The organism is Adhaeribacter arboris (assembly GCF_003023845.1).
Taxonomy (GTDB): Bacteria; Bacteroidota; Bacteroidia; order Cytophagales; family Hymenobacteraceae; genus Adhaeribacter; species Adhaeribacter arboris.
Genome location: NZ_PYFT01000001.1, coordinates 3,594,833 through 3,610,664 on the forward strand (window position 1 = coordinate 3,594,833; position 15,832 = coordinate 3,610,664).

Consider the following 15,832-nt stretch of genomic DNA (forward strand, 5'->3'; position numbering starts at 1 on the left):
ATTATTTTAATTTATAAGCTTTAACTGGTTGCTGATTTATTCCTACCAATAAAGTATTTTTCACGGCTATCATACTCCGCACATCCCCTTTCAGCTGAAGCCCGGATTTAGTTTGAGGTACATAGGAAAACTGCCCTTTACCGTTACCCTGCAAAAGCACCCCGTAGTTAGCATCGGCTTTACCAAACCGAAGCCGCGCCTGGTTCTGATTGCCGGCCAGCAGCACATCTAATTGACCGTCGTGGTTATAATCCAGTGCGCTCAGGGCATGCACGGGGGCGTATTGCGCTTCTAAGGGTAGTGGCACTACTTGCATTTTATTTTGATTATTACTCAGAAATAAGCTTGTTCCCAACCAATTAGCAGACAACTTTTTAGCTCCCTGTAGTTCTTCTTTTGTAAAGATATCGGATAATCCGGCATCGGCGTAACTTTTATAATCCGGGAAACGGGTGCGCATCGTACTTATTTGGTCGAGCAGTTCGTCGCGGCTCACGTACGGATAACTTTTGCCTTGCATGTACAGGCACAGAATAGGGTCAACCGAGCCGTTATCGTCGAAATCTTTGTAAATTAAATCAGCTGGTTGTTTGTCGCTAACCTTGCATTGACTATTTAAACCCAAATTACCAATAAGCAAATCAGGTTGATTATCCTGGTTAAAATCTCCTACCAGTAATTTGTTCCACCAACCGCTGTAAGACTTGGCAAAGTAAGCAGAAGTGCTATTGGTTAGCTTATTGCCGGTGTTGCTGAAAACAGTTACGGGCAGCCACTCGCCAATTACTACTAGTTCCTGCTTTTTATCTTGGTTTAAATCTACCCAGGCTGCGTCGGAAACCATACCGATACGTTCCAGTTGAGGTGCCAGATTCCTGGTTTGATCCGTAAATTGTCCGTGGCCATTGTTAATTAACACGTAGCTGCGAGGCGCTTCTGGGTAGCGACCCGGAATAACTCTTCCGCCCACAAATAAATCTATGGCTCCGTCATTATTTATATCGCTGGCCCGCACACAACTGGTACTCGTAAGCATTACCGGCAAAGCAGTGGCGCTTTTCGTGAAATTACCCTGACCATCGCCTAAATAAAGCCGATCCTGCAGCAAAGGGTCGTCGGGCAGGAAATTGCCGTAACCGCCGCTGCACACGTATAAGTCTAAATTTTTATCCTGGTTTACGTCCACAAAAATGGCATCCACGTCTTCGCTGGCTTTATCCGCCACAAAAGCAGGATTAACTTTCGGCAAAAATTTGCCATTTTTCTGCTGCAAGAATAACTGACTGGCCTGCCTGGCACTACCACCGGCAAACACATCCTCTAAGCCATCGTTGTTTACATCTGCTTTTACCAAACAAGGCCCGTCGAAGGACAAAGGATTGACCAGCAGTGGTTGGCGCTTAAAATCGTTAATAGCATTGGGTTGATGCGCAAAAGCAAGGGTGGTTTTTGTTGGCGTGAAAACGGGAGATATATTTTTCTGCACGGGTTTGTATTGGTTATTAGCTGCCTTCTCGTTTAAGGTTACAGTTTGGTCTGCTTTTACCTTCCGTAGAATTTGCTGTTTCCCATTTGGCCAAACCACTCGCAACGAATCCACCATAGCGGAACTACCAAGTCCCACATGCATCACCGGCGATACGCTCGATTGAAAGCCGCGGGTAAGCATTTGCTCCAGGTATTGTTGCTTACCTGCCGCGTACACCATAATCTTAGCCCCAATCCCAAAAGTGTTTTTACCCGCACCTTGCAGGTTTATTCTTAAATAATGGTTTTTCAGGTATTTTTCAGCATGATTTTGATAGATAAAGGCCGGCTGGTTAAGGTTGTTGACAACTAAATCTAAGTCGCCGTCATTATCCAGGTCGGCGTAGGCTGCTCCGTTGCTGTTAGAAGGTTTCGTAATTCCCCAGGCTTGGCTCTGGTTCCGAAACTGCGCTCCACCCGTATTCTGAAACACGTAGTTAACTACGTTAGAGGAAGGCATGCTTTTTATTAGCGCCATCATTTCCGGTTCGCTTACCTTGCCCCCTTTTAGTTGCAAATAACCGCCCCGGTACTTCATAAAATCCATATTGGTAAAATCGCGCAGGAAACCGTTGGTAATGTACATATCCTTCCAGCCATCGTTGTCATAATCAGCAATTAAGGGAGCCCAGCTCCAATCGGTATTAGAAATGCCACTTAACTGCCCCACTTCGCTGAAGGTACCATCGCCATTATTTAACTGTAACATGTTGCGCATGTACTGGTAATAAAAGCCCGCACGCGCATTAATAGCAAACTTCTCGTAATTATCCGGGGCAAATAATAGTTTCTGCCGCCGGTTATCTTCCGGCAACATATCCAGGGTTAAAATATCCGGGCGGGCATCGTTGTTAATATCCGCCACATCGTTACCCATGGAGTAAATGGGAATGTGCCCGAGGCTGGATTTTAATTTATCCGTAAAGGTACCGTTTCCGTTATTATAATAAAGGTAATCGGGCGCGGAGTAATCGTTCGAAATGTAGATATCCGGCCAGCCATCACTATTCATATCGCCAATTCCTGCGCCCAAACCATACGTGAACGCCGATTTAGCCAAGCCTACGCGGTCCGATACGTCTTCGAAATGCCCTTGGTTATTTTTATACAGCTTAACCCGCATGTTCGGCTCTGGTTTTTTTAAAATTTCGGCAATGCTTACTTCGTCCAGGTTGTTGAATATAACCGGATTATGGTTCAACAGAAACATATCCAGGTCGTTGTCGCGATCGTAATCAAAAAAACTGGCATTGGTGCTGTAGGACGAGTCGGCTAGTCCGTATTGGTGGGCTTGTTCCAGAAATTGCGGGTTTCCTTGTTTATTAACTCCCTGGTTGATAAATAACTGATTTACCCGGGCTTCGGATGGCAAGTGGCCGGAGTAACAAACATAAATATCTAATAATTTATCGCCATTTACATCGGCCATAGTTACCCCGGTTTTCCAGGCATTTAACCGCCCGATCACCCCTGCAAACTCGGCCACTTCGGTAAACTGCAGGTTACCTTGGTTTAGGTACAAGCGATTGGGAGTCATGTTGCTAGTGAAATAAATATCCTGTAGCCCATCGTTATTTACGTCGCCCACGGCTACCCCTCCCCCGTTGTAGAAATATTGGTACATGAGCACGTTGCCGTACATGCTTTCCGTTAGGGTATTTGTAAAATTTACCTTTGTTTTTTCGGGAGGCAATAAGGTAAATAAGGTGTTTTTAGGAGTATCTTCCGGCTGATTGGCAGAAAGCTTCTTTTCTGCTTTTCTACAACCACTAAATAAAATAATTCCTGCACCCAGCAGTAAAAACGCGCAACGGCTCAGCAAAGTATTCAAAAATTTAAAAAAATGAATATACAAAGATATTAGGCTCCTAACCAATAAAATACTTTTTTGAGTGAATTAATTCCCTCTGAGATTTATATAAAAATACCCTTAGCTTACCTGAGTAGACCAAGGGCATTATACCAAACAAAACAGTTTATTAGTCTCTTTTTACTTGTTTGCTGCTGTATAACCCATCTGATTTTGTAAAGCTTCTAAAGCTGAAACTAGATAGACGAACGGCGAATTCCAGTTAATGGCAATTTCGTTAGAAGCATAAGAGCAATCCTGGTCCAGGTACACTTCATCCGGCGAAGTAGCGGCATAACCTGGACATTTATCTTGTTCTTTCGCGCGGGCATTGGTGCCGCCGGAAAGTAAACCAGGCACAGGTTCTTCAATACCATCCGCGATGGAAGGCCGGTGGTGCGGGTGCAGGGTAGACTTTTCGCCGAAACCCGTTAAAAAGGAATATCCCACGGCATTGCGACCCAGCAAATAATCCAGGTTTCCTAGTGCTCCCTGCAAATATTTTTTATTGTTTGCCAACTTATAGGCTTGAATAAGAGCAATGCCTTGGTTTGCTGCTACCGCACTGCTGCCCCAGATGTAATCTTTTTCGGATTTACCCATTACCGTGCGGTACGTTCTTTCGGCGGTGCCTGCCAGCAAATCATCCGCAAACTGAATTATTTGCTTTTTAATACCCGGTAAATCTTTCTGCGCTGCAGGCGTTAAATTTTTACCATTACGAGCCAGAGTGTAATAACCTAACGTTTTAACCTGCGCCCACGAAGGCAAAACTAGCTCATTAGCCGTATTAATTTTTGCCGCGGTATAATAGTTATCTTTTTTGGTTGTTACATATAATTCAGCTCCTGCCCAGGTCCACTCGTCGCTTACGTTACGGTCGCCGTAGGTTCCCGTAGTAATTTTGGGGTCAAATTGTTTGTTTATACTTTCTTGTTCGTATAGTATATTCGGATTTTTCTGGGACCACTCCCAGGCTTTCACGGCGGCATTCAGGCAAGAATCCGAAAGGCCCGGAAAATCGCGGTTAAAGTTTTTATAAACCCGGCTGGCCTGAGCCATAACAGCCGCAAAGTCCAGAGCAGCAGCGGTGCTTTTTTGCACCACGTAGCGCGGTTTAACGGCTTTGTCCGGCATTATCATGCCATCGAAAGCGGCATTAGTAAGTTTATGGTAGACGCCTCCATCGTTTGGGTCCTGCATGGTTAGCATCCAGCGTAAATTCCACAACACCTCATCCAGAATATCCGGAACTTGATTTGCACTTTCCGGAATAGTAAGTTTCTGCGCTTTAAAGTATTCCGGGAAATCTTCGTACGCGGCTAACAAGGTTCCCATGGTAATCCCGCTGTTTACAATATACTTATTGTAATCGCCGGCATCGTACCAACCCCGCGGGGCAGAAATCATTGTTCCGGCTGGTCTTTGGGCGGAAGCTGCCGATGGATGAATAAGTACCTGGTTATCCGTGGTAGCATGACCCGCCGGGCGGTGCCATTTACCCGCGTATTTTTCGGGTAAATCCGTAGATACTCTTTGGTAATAAAACCCTTTCAAAGAAGCGGCGGCGGCTTTATGCACATCGCGCTGGATCTGGAAAGGATAAGAGGTACCTATACCTGGTATTTCAACTACGTAAGTCCCATTTGTTTTAAACGAGCTAAAGTCAGCTATACGGATAGGTTTCTGCGAAAATTCGTTTGGTTTGCTGGCCGTTAGCTTACCGGTAAAAACAATCTTTTTTCCGTCAGAAGTTTTCACGTAAAATGTACTTTCTTTTGGTTCGCCTACTACTACGGCTAATTTTTCAACGGATGGATAAAAGCCCACCTGGTTTAATTGAATAGTATTTACGGGCTGTTGGGCTTGTGCACAAAATACCATAACTACCAGAAAAGCACTGTATAAGGATTTAGAGAAAAAATGCATGCTGTTACAATAATCAAGTTTAACTAAATTACTACTTTTTACTTTTTAATGATTTTAATAGTGCGGCTTTGGGTTTTACTCCAGGTGGAAAACAGGTAGGTACCGGGTACTAAATTTTTACTAAGGGTACAATCTCCGGTACAGAACCCAGCTTCTATCTGATGACCTGTTAGCGTATAAATTTTGTAATGAAAGGCGCTGGGCGCTTGTACCCGTAAATTTTTACTAAACGGATTAGGGGCGTATTGTAAAGTCATTTTATTTTTATCTTCCTGTAGGCCGGTTACTACAAAGTAAAAACAAAAAAGTAGAGTCTATTTACAAGAATGAAATCATAGAGGTTTTAAATTAATCCTTAATCTAAGCTCAAAAAGCAAGGCTAATTTTTTGAGAGTACTGTGCCCTGTTGCTCGCTCAACTATTCTTCATATAAATTATCTTGATTTTTTATAGGTGATAAGTTTAATAGCTGCTCATTTTATTTTCAAAGAGCAAAATTTTCTTTAAAGCAGTCGCAAGCGCTTTCTTGCTTTAACTATTGCTTCCAAACTTTTACAGTTTCTAATTTATTAACCACTACCAGGTACATTCCGGCAGGTATGTTCGCGAAGGAAACTACCGCATCTTTCCCCTTTCCTTCTTCTCTTTTCATACAAGCCCCTAGTAAATTGTAGATTTCGATTGTTTTAATGGTTCTATCCGCTTTAATAAATAAATTATCCCGAATGGAAGTAGGATAAGCTATAAAAGACGAGTTTGCTTTTATTCCATCAAAAATACCCGTTACCAGATCCTGGCGCACGTAGGTTTTTAAATCGGGCATTTCATCCAAGGTAATAACATAGTCGTGGGCAAACATTTTTTTCCATAAATCCAGCGAATTATACCGGCTGTCGCGCGTATAGTTACCGTACCAAGGCATATACCACGACCAGGCCGCTCCATCTTTTACTAAATTATCCACGTCCGGAAAAGAACCGACTTCGCTTAATGTCACCATTTTTTTGCCGCCGTAGCGGTTATTCATATCGCTAAATTCCAAGGTTTGCGAACTATGGTCCCCGTCTTTGTAAATATCCCGCCCGACAATATCTACGTACTCCTCCCCTGGGTACCAGTCCTCGTCGTTTGGTTCACGGGTCCAAACCCAAATCAAGTTTCGTAAACCATGATAGTTTACCATCCGGTCGTACATTAGGCGCCACAAAGTTTTTAACGGGGCTCCACCTTTAGCTCCCCACCAAAACCAACCACCCGCTGCTTCGTGCAAGGGCCGCCAGATTACCGGTACGTTCTGGTCTTGTAGTTCTTTCAGCAAGCCGGCGATATAATCGATGTCTGCCAGCATCGCCTTATATTCCGCTGAATTTACATCGGAAACTTTTGAGATATCAAAATCAGTACCTTCCGGTTTAGATGAGGATTTGGTATAAAATTCTTCTGTTTTCCGGGAAGGGTCGCGCCAGTGCCACATGAGAGCCGGAATGCCATTCCGGTTGTACCAGGTCTTAGCATCGTTAATGGGGGTTTTGCTATCGTACCAGCTATACCCGCGTCCGCTATGCATAAAATCAATTCCCAATAAGGCCGGCTCTTTGCCCGTATTTTCCTTTAACCAAGTTGCTTCATCCAGGCTGTTCAGGGTCATTACGCCGGAGATAATCTTATCACCATAATTATCCAATAAGAAATCGTATAAAGATTTGGCTTGAGGAATAGGATTGGCCGTTACTAAGATTTGATTTAATTGAAACCGGCTAGTTGCACTTACTTCTTCCAATTCCAGGTAATCGATGTTAATCCAGCCCCAGGATTTAACAATTTTTACCTGGTGCTGGCCACTCGTTAACTTCTGAGCTCCTACCAGGCGCAAAGTAGTAAACTGGGTTTGCGCTATCGAAAAGTCTAAAGTATTATCATCAATACTAAATTTATTTATTTTACTTCCTCCGGTAGAAGCGGCTACAATGGAGATATTGTAGAAACCTTCTTTGGTAATGGGTACGGTAAAAGTAAGATTTCCTTCGCTTTGGGCTACGTAAAAGCCGCCGGAACAAGTGGTACAGGCTTGCTTAGTTGCACCACCCGTTAAGGTTGCATTTTCGGCTTCAAATTTTTGGGCGTAAAGCTGTGAAGCGAACAATAAAGGCAGTATAATAACGAGAAGATTCCGGTAAATCCTTTTCATAGAAATTCTAAACCTGGCTTTACGATGTAAAATACTTATTTAATTAAACAGGGCACTTTTCAATTTATGTAAGGCTAACCCATAAATTTTTAAGAGTTATATACTTTAGTTTTACCTGCAGCAACTTTAAACAAGAGAAAGAATTTAGACGGATAAGAATAACTTATATTGGATAGAAAATAGCCGAAAAAAGCTAAAAATAGTTAAACAATAAGTTTTGTTGATATTCTATAAACTAAAAAGGAAGAGCGTTATCTCTCTTCCTTTTTAGTTTACATGAAGTTAGTATTACCGCAATCCTAAGTCGTCTATATAAACAGTGTTAGGATTTTCACCATAATTTTTGATGTATACTTCTGCCACTCCGCCAGAAACATCGCCTAAAGCACTAATTGGAATTTCAACTAGTTTATATTCACCTAACTTAACGTCGAAGGGAGCATCACTGGAAGAAGTACCGGCAGCATTTTTAACCTGAACGGCTAAACGGCAATCTTTGGTACCGCCACGTACATAAAGAACCAAATGCGTAAATCCATTGAACGCATTAGCGTTTTTTGGGTGAAGTTGCAAGGCACCATAGGCATCGTTAAAGCTTAATTTAATGGCTTTTGACCCTCTGCTCACTTGCTCTGCATTTTCTAAATCCTGAGTAGTGGTTCCCCAACCACCCCATTTTTCCCAATCTGTACTCAGAGCTTCCTCAAAGATGAACTTAGCTATATTGGGGCCGGTATCACCTTTTATTTGCACTTCTTTATTGGTAATTACATCGAAATTGCGGTGCGTAGTTAATTTTAAGGCACCTTTTTTCGCATTGGCCGGAACAGCTACCACCATTTTAGTAGCTGATTGACTTACAAAGGTAGACGTAGCAATACCACCGCCAAATGTAATAGTTTTAACCAGGTCCAGATTAGTACCATTAACCGTTAGATTTGCGCCAATCTCCACGGGAGTAGGCGCTACACTGGTAATAGCGGGCAAAATAATGTCGAGTTCAATAGGTGTAGTAACTTCCACCAAAGAAGGTACCACTAAGGTAAGTATTCCTTTTTTAGCATTATCTGGTACAGTTATTACTAGCTCTGTTGCGTTTTGGCTCACAAAACTAGTGACCTTCGCCTCTCCTACTGCCGTGAAAATTACTTCTTTTACTAAGTCCAGATCAGTACCGGTAAGTGTTACATTTTCTCCGTGTTTTAAAGGATTAGGCGCTAGGGCTGTTACTTTTGGCAGAGTAACGATAAGTTCCTGCTCCGGTGTTATTACTAATGGTTCGGTACCACCTGTAATAAAAGTTAAAACACCATTTTTAGCGTCCATGGGCACTGTAAGAGTAAGCTCTGTCAAAGTTTGATTTACAAACGTGGTAATAGTATCTTTACTATCACCAAATATTACTCCTTCTACCCAGTTTAGTTTATTACCAGTAACAGTGATGTTCGCCCCCGGTCTGGCCTCTTGCGTAAAAGAGGTAATAGAAACAGGAACCTCAAAATTCAACACCGTTTTAGAGGTTACATCACCCGCAGAGCTTTTAAGTACTACTTTACCCGCCGTTGCTTCATCCGGCACTACTAAGGTAATCAATTCGGAAGTCTGGTTAACAAACTGCGCTTTAGGAACAGTTACTCTGGGTAACTCTATTGCTTCTACTTTATCCAGGTTTAAACCTATAAATTGAATTTGCTCGCCGTGTTTGGCTCCAGTTGGCCCAAAGCTTAGTAACGCTATTTGTCCGTTATTAGGGCTGCTTTCATCTTCATCGTCGCAGGCGGTTAGCAGTCCGAGAGATAGCACCCAACATACCAGGAATACTAATTTCTTATTTAAAAAATATTTCATATTTAACTACTCTAAAAAGCTTAAGGATTTACATTAGGAACTACCCGCACATTGTCCATAGCAAAGTTGCCGGTAAACGCATTGGGGCCACTAAAGAATAAGGATACTCCATAACCGGTTGGCGTATAAGCAAAACTTCCGTTTGCTTTCCAGAAATCTTCCCAAGGAATAGTAACCGTTTCCCATTGTCCTTTGGTATCAATATTTGGGGTCCAAGTATACCGTTTCGTATTCCGGTCCGTTCCCATATCACCCGGTCCCATATGCATCAGGAAGGATGCACCGGAGAAAAGTTCCAGCGTGTTTAATTCAAATTTTAGGCTGTAGTTCTTCGGATTCGTAAAGGCTTCTTCCGGAATGTTGCGGGTTTCCAAACGAACATCACTATCTGTTGGGCCCACGTATAATTCGTACCAGCTCCATTCTCCCAGTTTTTGGTTCATCCGGAGAAATTTATTATTAACAGGCGGTATAGCTGGATCAGAATCTTTAATATTACCCGCCCCGGTCCATAAACCTCCGGTTGTATTATCAAAACCCAGGATAATGTTCCGGTTATCGCGGAACCAGAAGTTTGATTCCGTGGTACCAAAATTAGTAGTAATAGTAATAGGTCCGGGTTGCGCGCCCTCCGGAACTTTCACCTGAATCATATCATCTTCCAAATTTTCGATTACGCCTTCTACCCCGCCGGTAAAAGTAATTTTAACAGGAGCGTAAAAATAGTTACCCCGAATGGTGGCAATACCGCCTGTTGGCACGTATTCACTTAACATATAAGAAACTACCGGTTCGCTCACATCTACCGTAAACGGATGCTCCAGTACTTCGCCATTCGCAAATACAATCCGCATTTTATTGGTTATTTCCTTTGGCAACAAGGCAGGCACTCGGGTAATAATACTGGTGTTTGTAATAAAAGTAGGTACCAATTCTGTTTGCTGGTCATTAATCCAGAGTTCACGGGCTTGACCCAGATTTTGTCCCATGATGGCAATCATTTGGCTCTGACCAGCTTTCACAATCAGAGAATCAGAAGCTTCGGGGCGAGTAACCCGCACATAACTAATCATGGGTTTGCCACCATTCACCAGCTCATCGTCGTCAGAGCAACTTGTTAGTACTCCTCCCGTTACTAAGGCAACAAAAAGGAATAACCATAACTTTATTTGAGATTTCATATAATTCTTTACTTACTTAATGTTAAACTATTCTCCAAAAACGTAATCAACGGCCGGTTGGGTTAAATTAGGCGCCTGACTAATTTCTACCGACGGAATTTGCAAATAGAAATTACCTGAATTCACCACCGCATTTCTATCGGTAAACCAAGCCGTTTTAGTAAAGGTCCAGCCGGTAGGATTTGGGAAACGGTCCGGCTTGGCTACAAAACCTCCTCTATCCTGATTATTGATAATGGCGTAAGCTTTTTCTGGGTTATAATAATGAATCCGAACTAAATCGTACCAGGTCATTCCCTCCATCGCAAACTCTTTTGCCCGTTCTTCTAAAACATCATCTTTATAAACCGTTGGATCGGCGCTCCAGGTGCGGTTCATCCGGATCGGACCAACAATATTCGGCAAACCGGCTCTATTCCGGATAACATTAAAGTAACCAACGGCGGTAGGATCGGTAGTTGATTCATTGTTACCAACGGCGGCCTCTACATAAATCAGGTACATTTCGGCTAAGCGGAGCATGTAATTATTATGCGGGTAACGTTGCTGGGTAGCCGGTACGCCGTTTAAATCGTTACCTACTACATATTTTTTTATGAAAACAGAGCCTAAGTCTGCGGTGCCTGGGTCCGGAACGGTTAATACATCCCCGGCTTTATTCGGGCCGAAAGCTCTTTTAACCTTTATTTCCGGGTACACGGCTCCGGGTAACATGTAAGAAGCTTTTAACCGCTGATCTGTTGTAAAGCCAGGTTTAACCCCATCATCTTCCGGACCCGGGGAAGTACCCCGGTCAATTAACCCATCGTATAAGCTAAGCATCCAATAAGTAGCCCCAAAACTACCACCCCAACCATCGTTATTTACCGCTATTTCGGCGAAAGGAGTAATCTGCGAAGTCTGGGTATTGGAAGCATCGTAATTATTAGTGGTAGCCCATTCTAATTCAAACAAAGACTCACTATTATTATCGTAAGGGTATTTGAACAAATTTTCGTAAGGCCGTACCAGTTGCTTACCGCTCATTTTTATAACCCGGTCGGCGTATTCTTTGGCTTTATCTAATAATGCCTGGTCCCGGTTACCACCCGATTGGCCTACGCCCGCCCGGGTCAGGTAAGTACGGGCCAGCATTCCTTCCGCTGACCATTTGGTTAATCTGCCTGCTTCTGCCACAGTTAATGGTAAATTTTCAGCGGCAAAGAGGTAATCCCGGGTAATGAACTCCCATATACTGGGTATAGTATTCCGTACGATATCGGCATTATTCATTTCCTCGATATTATTCGTGATAATGGGCACTTCGCCAAAATTCATTACCAGGTAGGTATAAGCCGTAGCGCGCATAAAACGCGCCTCCGCGATAGCCTGGTTTTTTACCGCTTCGCTCACCTCCGGACCAGCTAACCGGTTAATGTTATAGATTGCCATGTTGGATTGGCCGATCACATTATAGAAGGCCTGGTACGCATCGAGACTTGATTGGGTAACTCCGGAAGTCCGGAATAAAACGTTTTCTCTAACACCGGTAGTACCCCACGGATACCAGGTAGTACCGCCCCGGACATCGCCTAAGTGAAACGAAGCTTGGTCGTGGTAACTTTTCCAAACGACATTGTACAACGGCGCTGTAGAAGCTAAAACCTGGGCATCGGTATTATAGAACGTGTCAGAGGTTAAAGTATCTAGCGGCGGTCTTTCTAAAAAATCATCGGAACAACCGGAAAATAGGGCAAGGGCCACCAAGGCTCCGGCGAAAATATATTTATGAATCATTGTTATTTTAAGTTTTAAAAATCAATACCGAAATTGAAAGAATAAATAGGAGTAAGCGGATACCGGCCGGTATCTACCCCAATAGGAGCCGTATCATTGCCGATGTTGGGCCCTACATAGGTACCTACTTCCGGGTCGTAGCCCGTATATTTAGTGAAGGTGTACAAGTTTTGAGCGCTAATACCAAACCGGGCTCCTTTTACAAACTTTTGTCTGGCAATGAGCGACGTCGGCAGGTTATAATTGACAGATATGTTTTTAACCCGTACAAATGAACCGTCTTCTACGTATTTAGTAGTATGGCGTCCGTAGTTGTTATTCACACTACCAGTCATCCGGGGAATATTGGTACCCGGATTTTCGAGGGTACCATCAGCCGTAACCCGCGCATAATCTAACGTTTCCAAAAACATATTTTGACCTAAGTTGATGTTATTCGGATTCGAATTGCGCATGCGTACATAGTTGTAAACATCATTCCCGAAAGTGCCGGTTAATAATATACTTAAATCAATGCCTTTGTAAGAGAAAGTATTAGTTAATCCCCCAAAATACGTCGGCCACGGGCTGCCAATATTGGTCTGGTCAGCGGCAGTAATTACGCCGTCACCGTTTAAATCCCGGTATTTTACATCTCCAACCCAAACCTGGTTAGCGGCTACCGGCAGTGGCTTACCGTTGTTATCCGCCGGACGAGGGCTGTTAGTAACTTCTTCTACGGTCTGGAAAATGCCGTCTTCGACGTAGCCAAAAAAGTACCAAGGCGTAGTACCTACTTCGGAACGCTGCGACCACTGCGGCGATATGTACCAAGATGGCGCATTGCGGGCAATAGAACTGCTCTCGGTGTAAAGCTTGGTTATTTTCGGTTTAAAATGCGAAATGTTCAGGTTGGTTTCCCAACGGAAATCGCCTTTATTAATGTTGGTTGAATTAAAGGTAAAGCTCCAGCCCTTATTTTGCAGAGCGCCCACGTTTACCGTAGGCGCCAGAATAGAACCCGCGCCAGTAGTACCCATGTACCAAGGTAAGGAACTCAGAATAATTAAGTTATCAGTATTTTTAACATAGTAGTCCGCTTCTATCTGGAAACGATTCTCCAAAAATCCTAAATTAATACCGATGTTATTAGTCTTAGTCTCTTCCCATTGGAAATTTTCGTTCGGATAGTTGGCCGGTAAAAATCCGTTACCCCATTCGGTAGGGTATAAATTTAATCTGGCGTAGATAGGACCGCTGTTGCCTTGGCTACCCGTTAAACCGGTTTCGACCCGTAATCGCACATCACTAATGGCCGGAATATTAAAAAAAGATTCTTCCGATACTCTCCAAGCAGCTGATACCGATGGGAAATAACCCCATTTGTTGCCAGCCCCAAAGTTACCGGAACCATCGGCCCGGAAATTTGCCTGTAGGATATACCGGTCGCCAAAGTTGTAATTAATCCGGCCCAAGTACGATTCCATGCCCCAGCTATTTTGACCACCCCCGTTGGTTTGGTTCGCATCGCCGCCCGCATTTAAATCAATAATTTCGTTCGTCGGGAAATTTCTTCTACCGGCAACAGTAGCGCGGTAAGTAGATTCCTGCGCTTCGTGCGAACCCATTACAGTAAACCGGTGCTTCCCAATAGTCCGGGTGTATTGCAACAACTGGTTCCAGTTCCAGTAAGAGCTAAATTCATCTCGCACCGTTAAAGTAGATACCCCATTCCGTTGAAAACCAAATTCATAGGTAGGAACGAAGTTGTTACCATTAGAAAAGCCAAAATCTCCGTTAAAAGAAGTCCGGAACTCTAATCCTTCGGTAATGTTTACGGTAGCGTTTAAGCCACCCAGAATACGGCGTCTTCTAATATCGTTGGTAACTAAGTTAGCTAAGCCAATCGGGTTAGGCGGGCTAAACTGTTCCGCGTTGTTCGCACTTCCATCCGGATTTGGCCTGGTCTGGCCGCCGCCGAAAGTACCATTAATGTTTCTAACCGGTACGGCCGGCGAAAGCTGAATAGCATTATTAATAATATCGGATTGGGTAGTGGAAATTTGCTCGTTGGTTTGCGCAAAACTTAAGTTAGCGCCTAAATTAAGCCATTTACGCGCCTTATTATCTAAATTTAATCGAAAAGAGCCCCGGTCAAAGCCGGAACCCATCGCTACCCCTTCCTGATCGAGGTATTCGCCGGATAAATAATAGGTTGTTTTTTCACCACCACCGCTTAAGCTAAGCTGGTGTTTATTCATGGGAGCATTGTTAAATAACTCTTTTTGCCAGTTGGTGCCGGCCCCCAGAATAGTAGGATCTAAAAAGTCTTCGCGAACGGATCCCCCATTTAGAGCTTTGTATTCATTATCCATGCGGGCATATTCCCGCAAATTCATAATGGACAGCTCCTTGGGCGGGGTTTGTAAACTATACAAATACGAATAATTAATTTTTACATCACCCGATTTGCCTCGTTTGGTAGTAATTAACACTACCCCGTTGGTAGCCCGGGAACCATAAATTGCCGTGGCCGAAGGCCCTTGCAAAATATCCATGGTTTCAATGTCTGCCGGGTTCAGACTGGACAAGGGATTACTGCCGGAAGTAGAAGTAGAGCCTTGAATTTGTACCCCATCAATCACGTAAAGAGGTTCGTTGGTACCGTTAATCGAGTTTATACCCCGGATATTTACGGAAATACCTCCTCCCGGTGCACCGGTATTCTGAGTAACATATACCCCGGGCGCCCGACCTTGGATAGCTTGCTCTATTGTAGTATTAACCGTTTTTTCAATGGCTTTCGAACTAATAGTTGTTTGAGCACCCGGCACGTCGGCTTTTCGTAACTCCCCGTAACCGGTAACTACTACCTCGTTTAAAACTTTTTGATCTTCTCTTAGGATTACATTGATGGTAGTCTTGTTACCAACTGCAATTTCCTGACTAGTAAATCCTATGTAAGAAACTACTAGTACATCATTATCAGCCGCTTGAATGGTAAATTTACCATTCACATCAGAAGCAATCCCGTTATTAGTTCCTTTAACCAATATACTAACACCCGGTAACCCTTGGTTGTCGACTGCTGAAGTTACGGTTCCGGTTACACTGCGTTTTCCATTACTTGCAGTTTGGCCAAAGCTGGTAAATACCGGCATTAACATTATAAGAAGTGATAATGTCAATGTTTGCCAAGCCGTTACAGAAGTACATTTTGGATTACACAATAGGTAATCCCCGTATTGGTACTTGTTTTTCATCATAAAATAGTTAATTAAAAATAATTTGGTTTAATGTAGAGTTGTTCATTTTAGAGCAGCTCCTAAGTCTGACTTAGAAGGTTGTTTAATAGTCCAAAGTTTATTTATATGTTTTAGAGTTAAGGATAGAAGTAATTGTTAATGAAAGTTCCGATCCAACAAGTCAACTAAATCAAACAACATATCCGATAAGTTGAGCAACATTCCAATATTTAAAAAGTGATAAAGAGTAACATACCATTGGTATAAACGCGTTTTTATAAGGAAACGCGTTTATAAATTTACCTAAGCT

The 15,832-nt window shown here is 43.2% G+C and carries 8 protein-coding genes; all 8 read right to left on the bottom strand.

Annotation, left to right across the window (positions count from 1 at the left end):
• Position 1 precedes the first annotated feature (1 nt).
• On the bottom strand, positions 2–3,349 hold the full coding sequence (locus AHMF7605_RS14990) for a VCBS repeat-containing protein (RefSeq protein ID WP_106933486.1): 3,348 nt from the start codon (positions 3,347–3,349) through the stop codon (positions 2–4).
• A 168-nt stretch (positions 3,350–3,517) separates the two neighbouring features.
• Positions 3,518–5,305, bottom strand: a complete 1,788-nt coding sequence (locus tag AHMF7605_RS14995; protein ID WP_106930645.1) for a glycoside hydrolase family 9 protein — start codon at positions 5,303–5,305, stop codon at positions 3,518–3,520.
• A 38-nt stretch (positions 5,306–5,343) separates the two neighbouring features.
• Positions 5,344–5,562 carry a T9SS type A sorting domain-containing protein gene (locus AHMF7605_RS15000; protein WP_106930647.1) on the bottom strand — a complete coding sequence of 73 codons (219 nt, stop codon included), beginning with the start codon at positions 5,560–5,562 and terminating at the stop codon, positions 5,344–5,346.
• Between the two features lie 278 nt (positions 5,563–5,840).
• On the bottom strand, positions 5,841–7,493 hold the full coding sequence (locus AHMF7605_RS15005; RefSeq protein ID WP_106930649.1) for a glycosyl hydrolase: 1,653 nt from the start codon (positions 7,491–7,493) through the stop codon (positions 5,841–5,843).
• Positions 7,494–7,781: 288 nt separating this feature from the next.
• The gene (locus tag AHMF7605_RS15010) at positions 7,782–9,341 is read right to left on the bottom strand and encodes an IPT/TIG domain-containing protein (protein WP_106930652.1); all 1,560 of its coding nucleotides are present in this window, start codon (positions 9,339–9,341) and stop codon (positions 7,782–7,784) included.
• Between the two features lie 20 nt (positions 9,342–9,361).
• Positions 9,362–10,522, bottom strand: a complete 1,161-nt coding sequence (locus AHMF7605_RS15015; protein ID WP_106930654.1) for a glycan-binding surface protein — start codon at positions 10,520–10,522, stop codon at positions 9,362–9,364.
• 27 nt (positions 10,523–10,549) lie between these two features.
• Positions 10,550–12,298 carry a RagB/SusD family nutrient uptake outer membrane protein gene (locus AHMF7605_RS15020; protein ID WP_106930656.1) on the bottom strand — a complete coding sequence of 583 codons (1,749 nt, stop codon included), beginning with the start codon at positions 12,296–12,298 and terminating at the stop codon, positions 10,550–10,552.
• Positions 12,299–12,312: 14 nt separating this feature from the next.
• A complete protein-coding gene (locus tag AHMF7605_RS15025; protein WP_106930657.1) occupies positions 12,313–15,543 on the bottom strand; it encodes a SusC/RagA family TonB-linked outer membrane protein in 3,231 nt (1,076 codons plus the stop codon).
• Between the last annotated feature and the right edge of the window lie 289 nt (positions 15,544–15,832).

Coding starts and splice junctions, on each gene's coding strand:
- AHMF7605_RS14995 (WP_106930645.1), bottom strand. CDS start 5,305: ATGCATTTTTTCTCTAAATCCTTATACAGTGCTTTTCTGGTAGTTATG.
- AHMF7605_RS15000 (WP_106930647.1), bottom strand. CDS start 5,562: ATGACTTTACAATACGCCCCTAATCCGTTTAGTAAAAATTTACGGGTA.
- AHMF7605_RS15005 (WP_106930649.1), bottom strand. CDS start 7,493: ATGAAAAGGATTTACCGGAATCTTCTCGTTATTATACTGCCTTTATTG.
- AHMF7605_RS15010 (WP_106930652.1), bottom strand. CDS start 9,341: ATGAAATATTTTTTAAATAAGAAATTAGTATTCCTGGTATGTTGGGTG.
- AHMF7605_RS15015 (WP_106930654.1), bottom strand. CDS start 10,522: ATGAAATCTCAAATAAAGTTATGGTTATTCCTTTTTGTTGCCTTAGTA.
- AHMF7605_RS15020 (WP_106930656.1), bottom strand. CDS start 12,298: ATGATTCATAAATATATTTTCGCCGGAGCCTTGGTGGCCCTTGCCCTA.
- AHMF7605_RS15025 (WP_106930657.1), bottom strand. CDS start 15,543: ATGATGAAAAACAAGTACCAATACGGGGATTACCTATTGTGTAATCCA.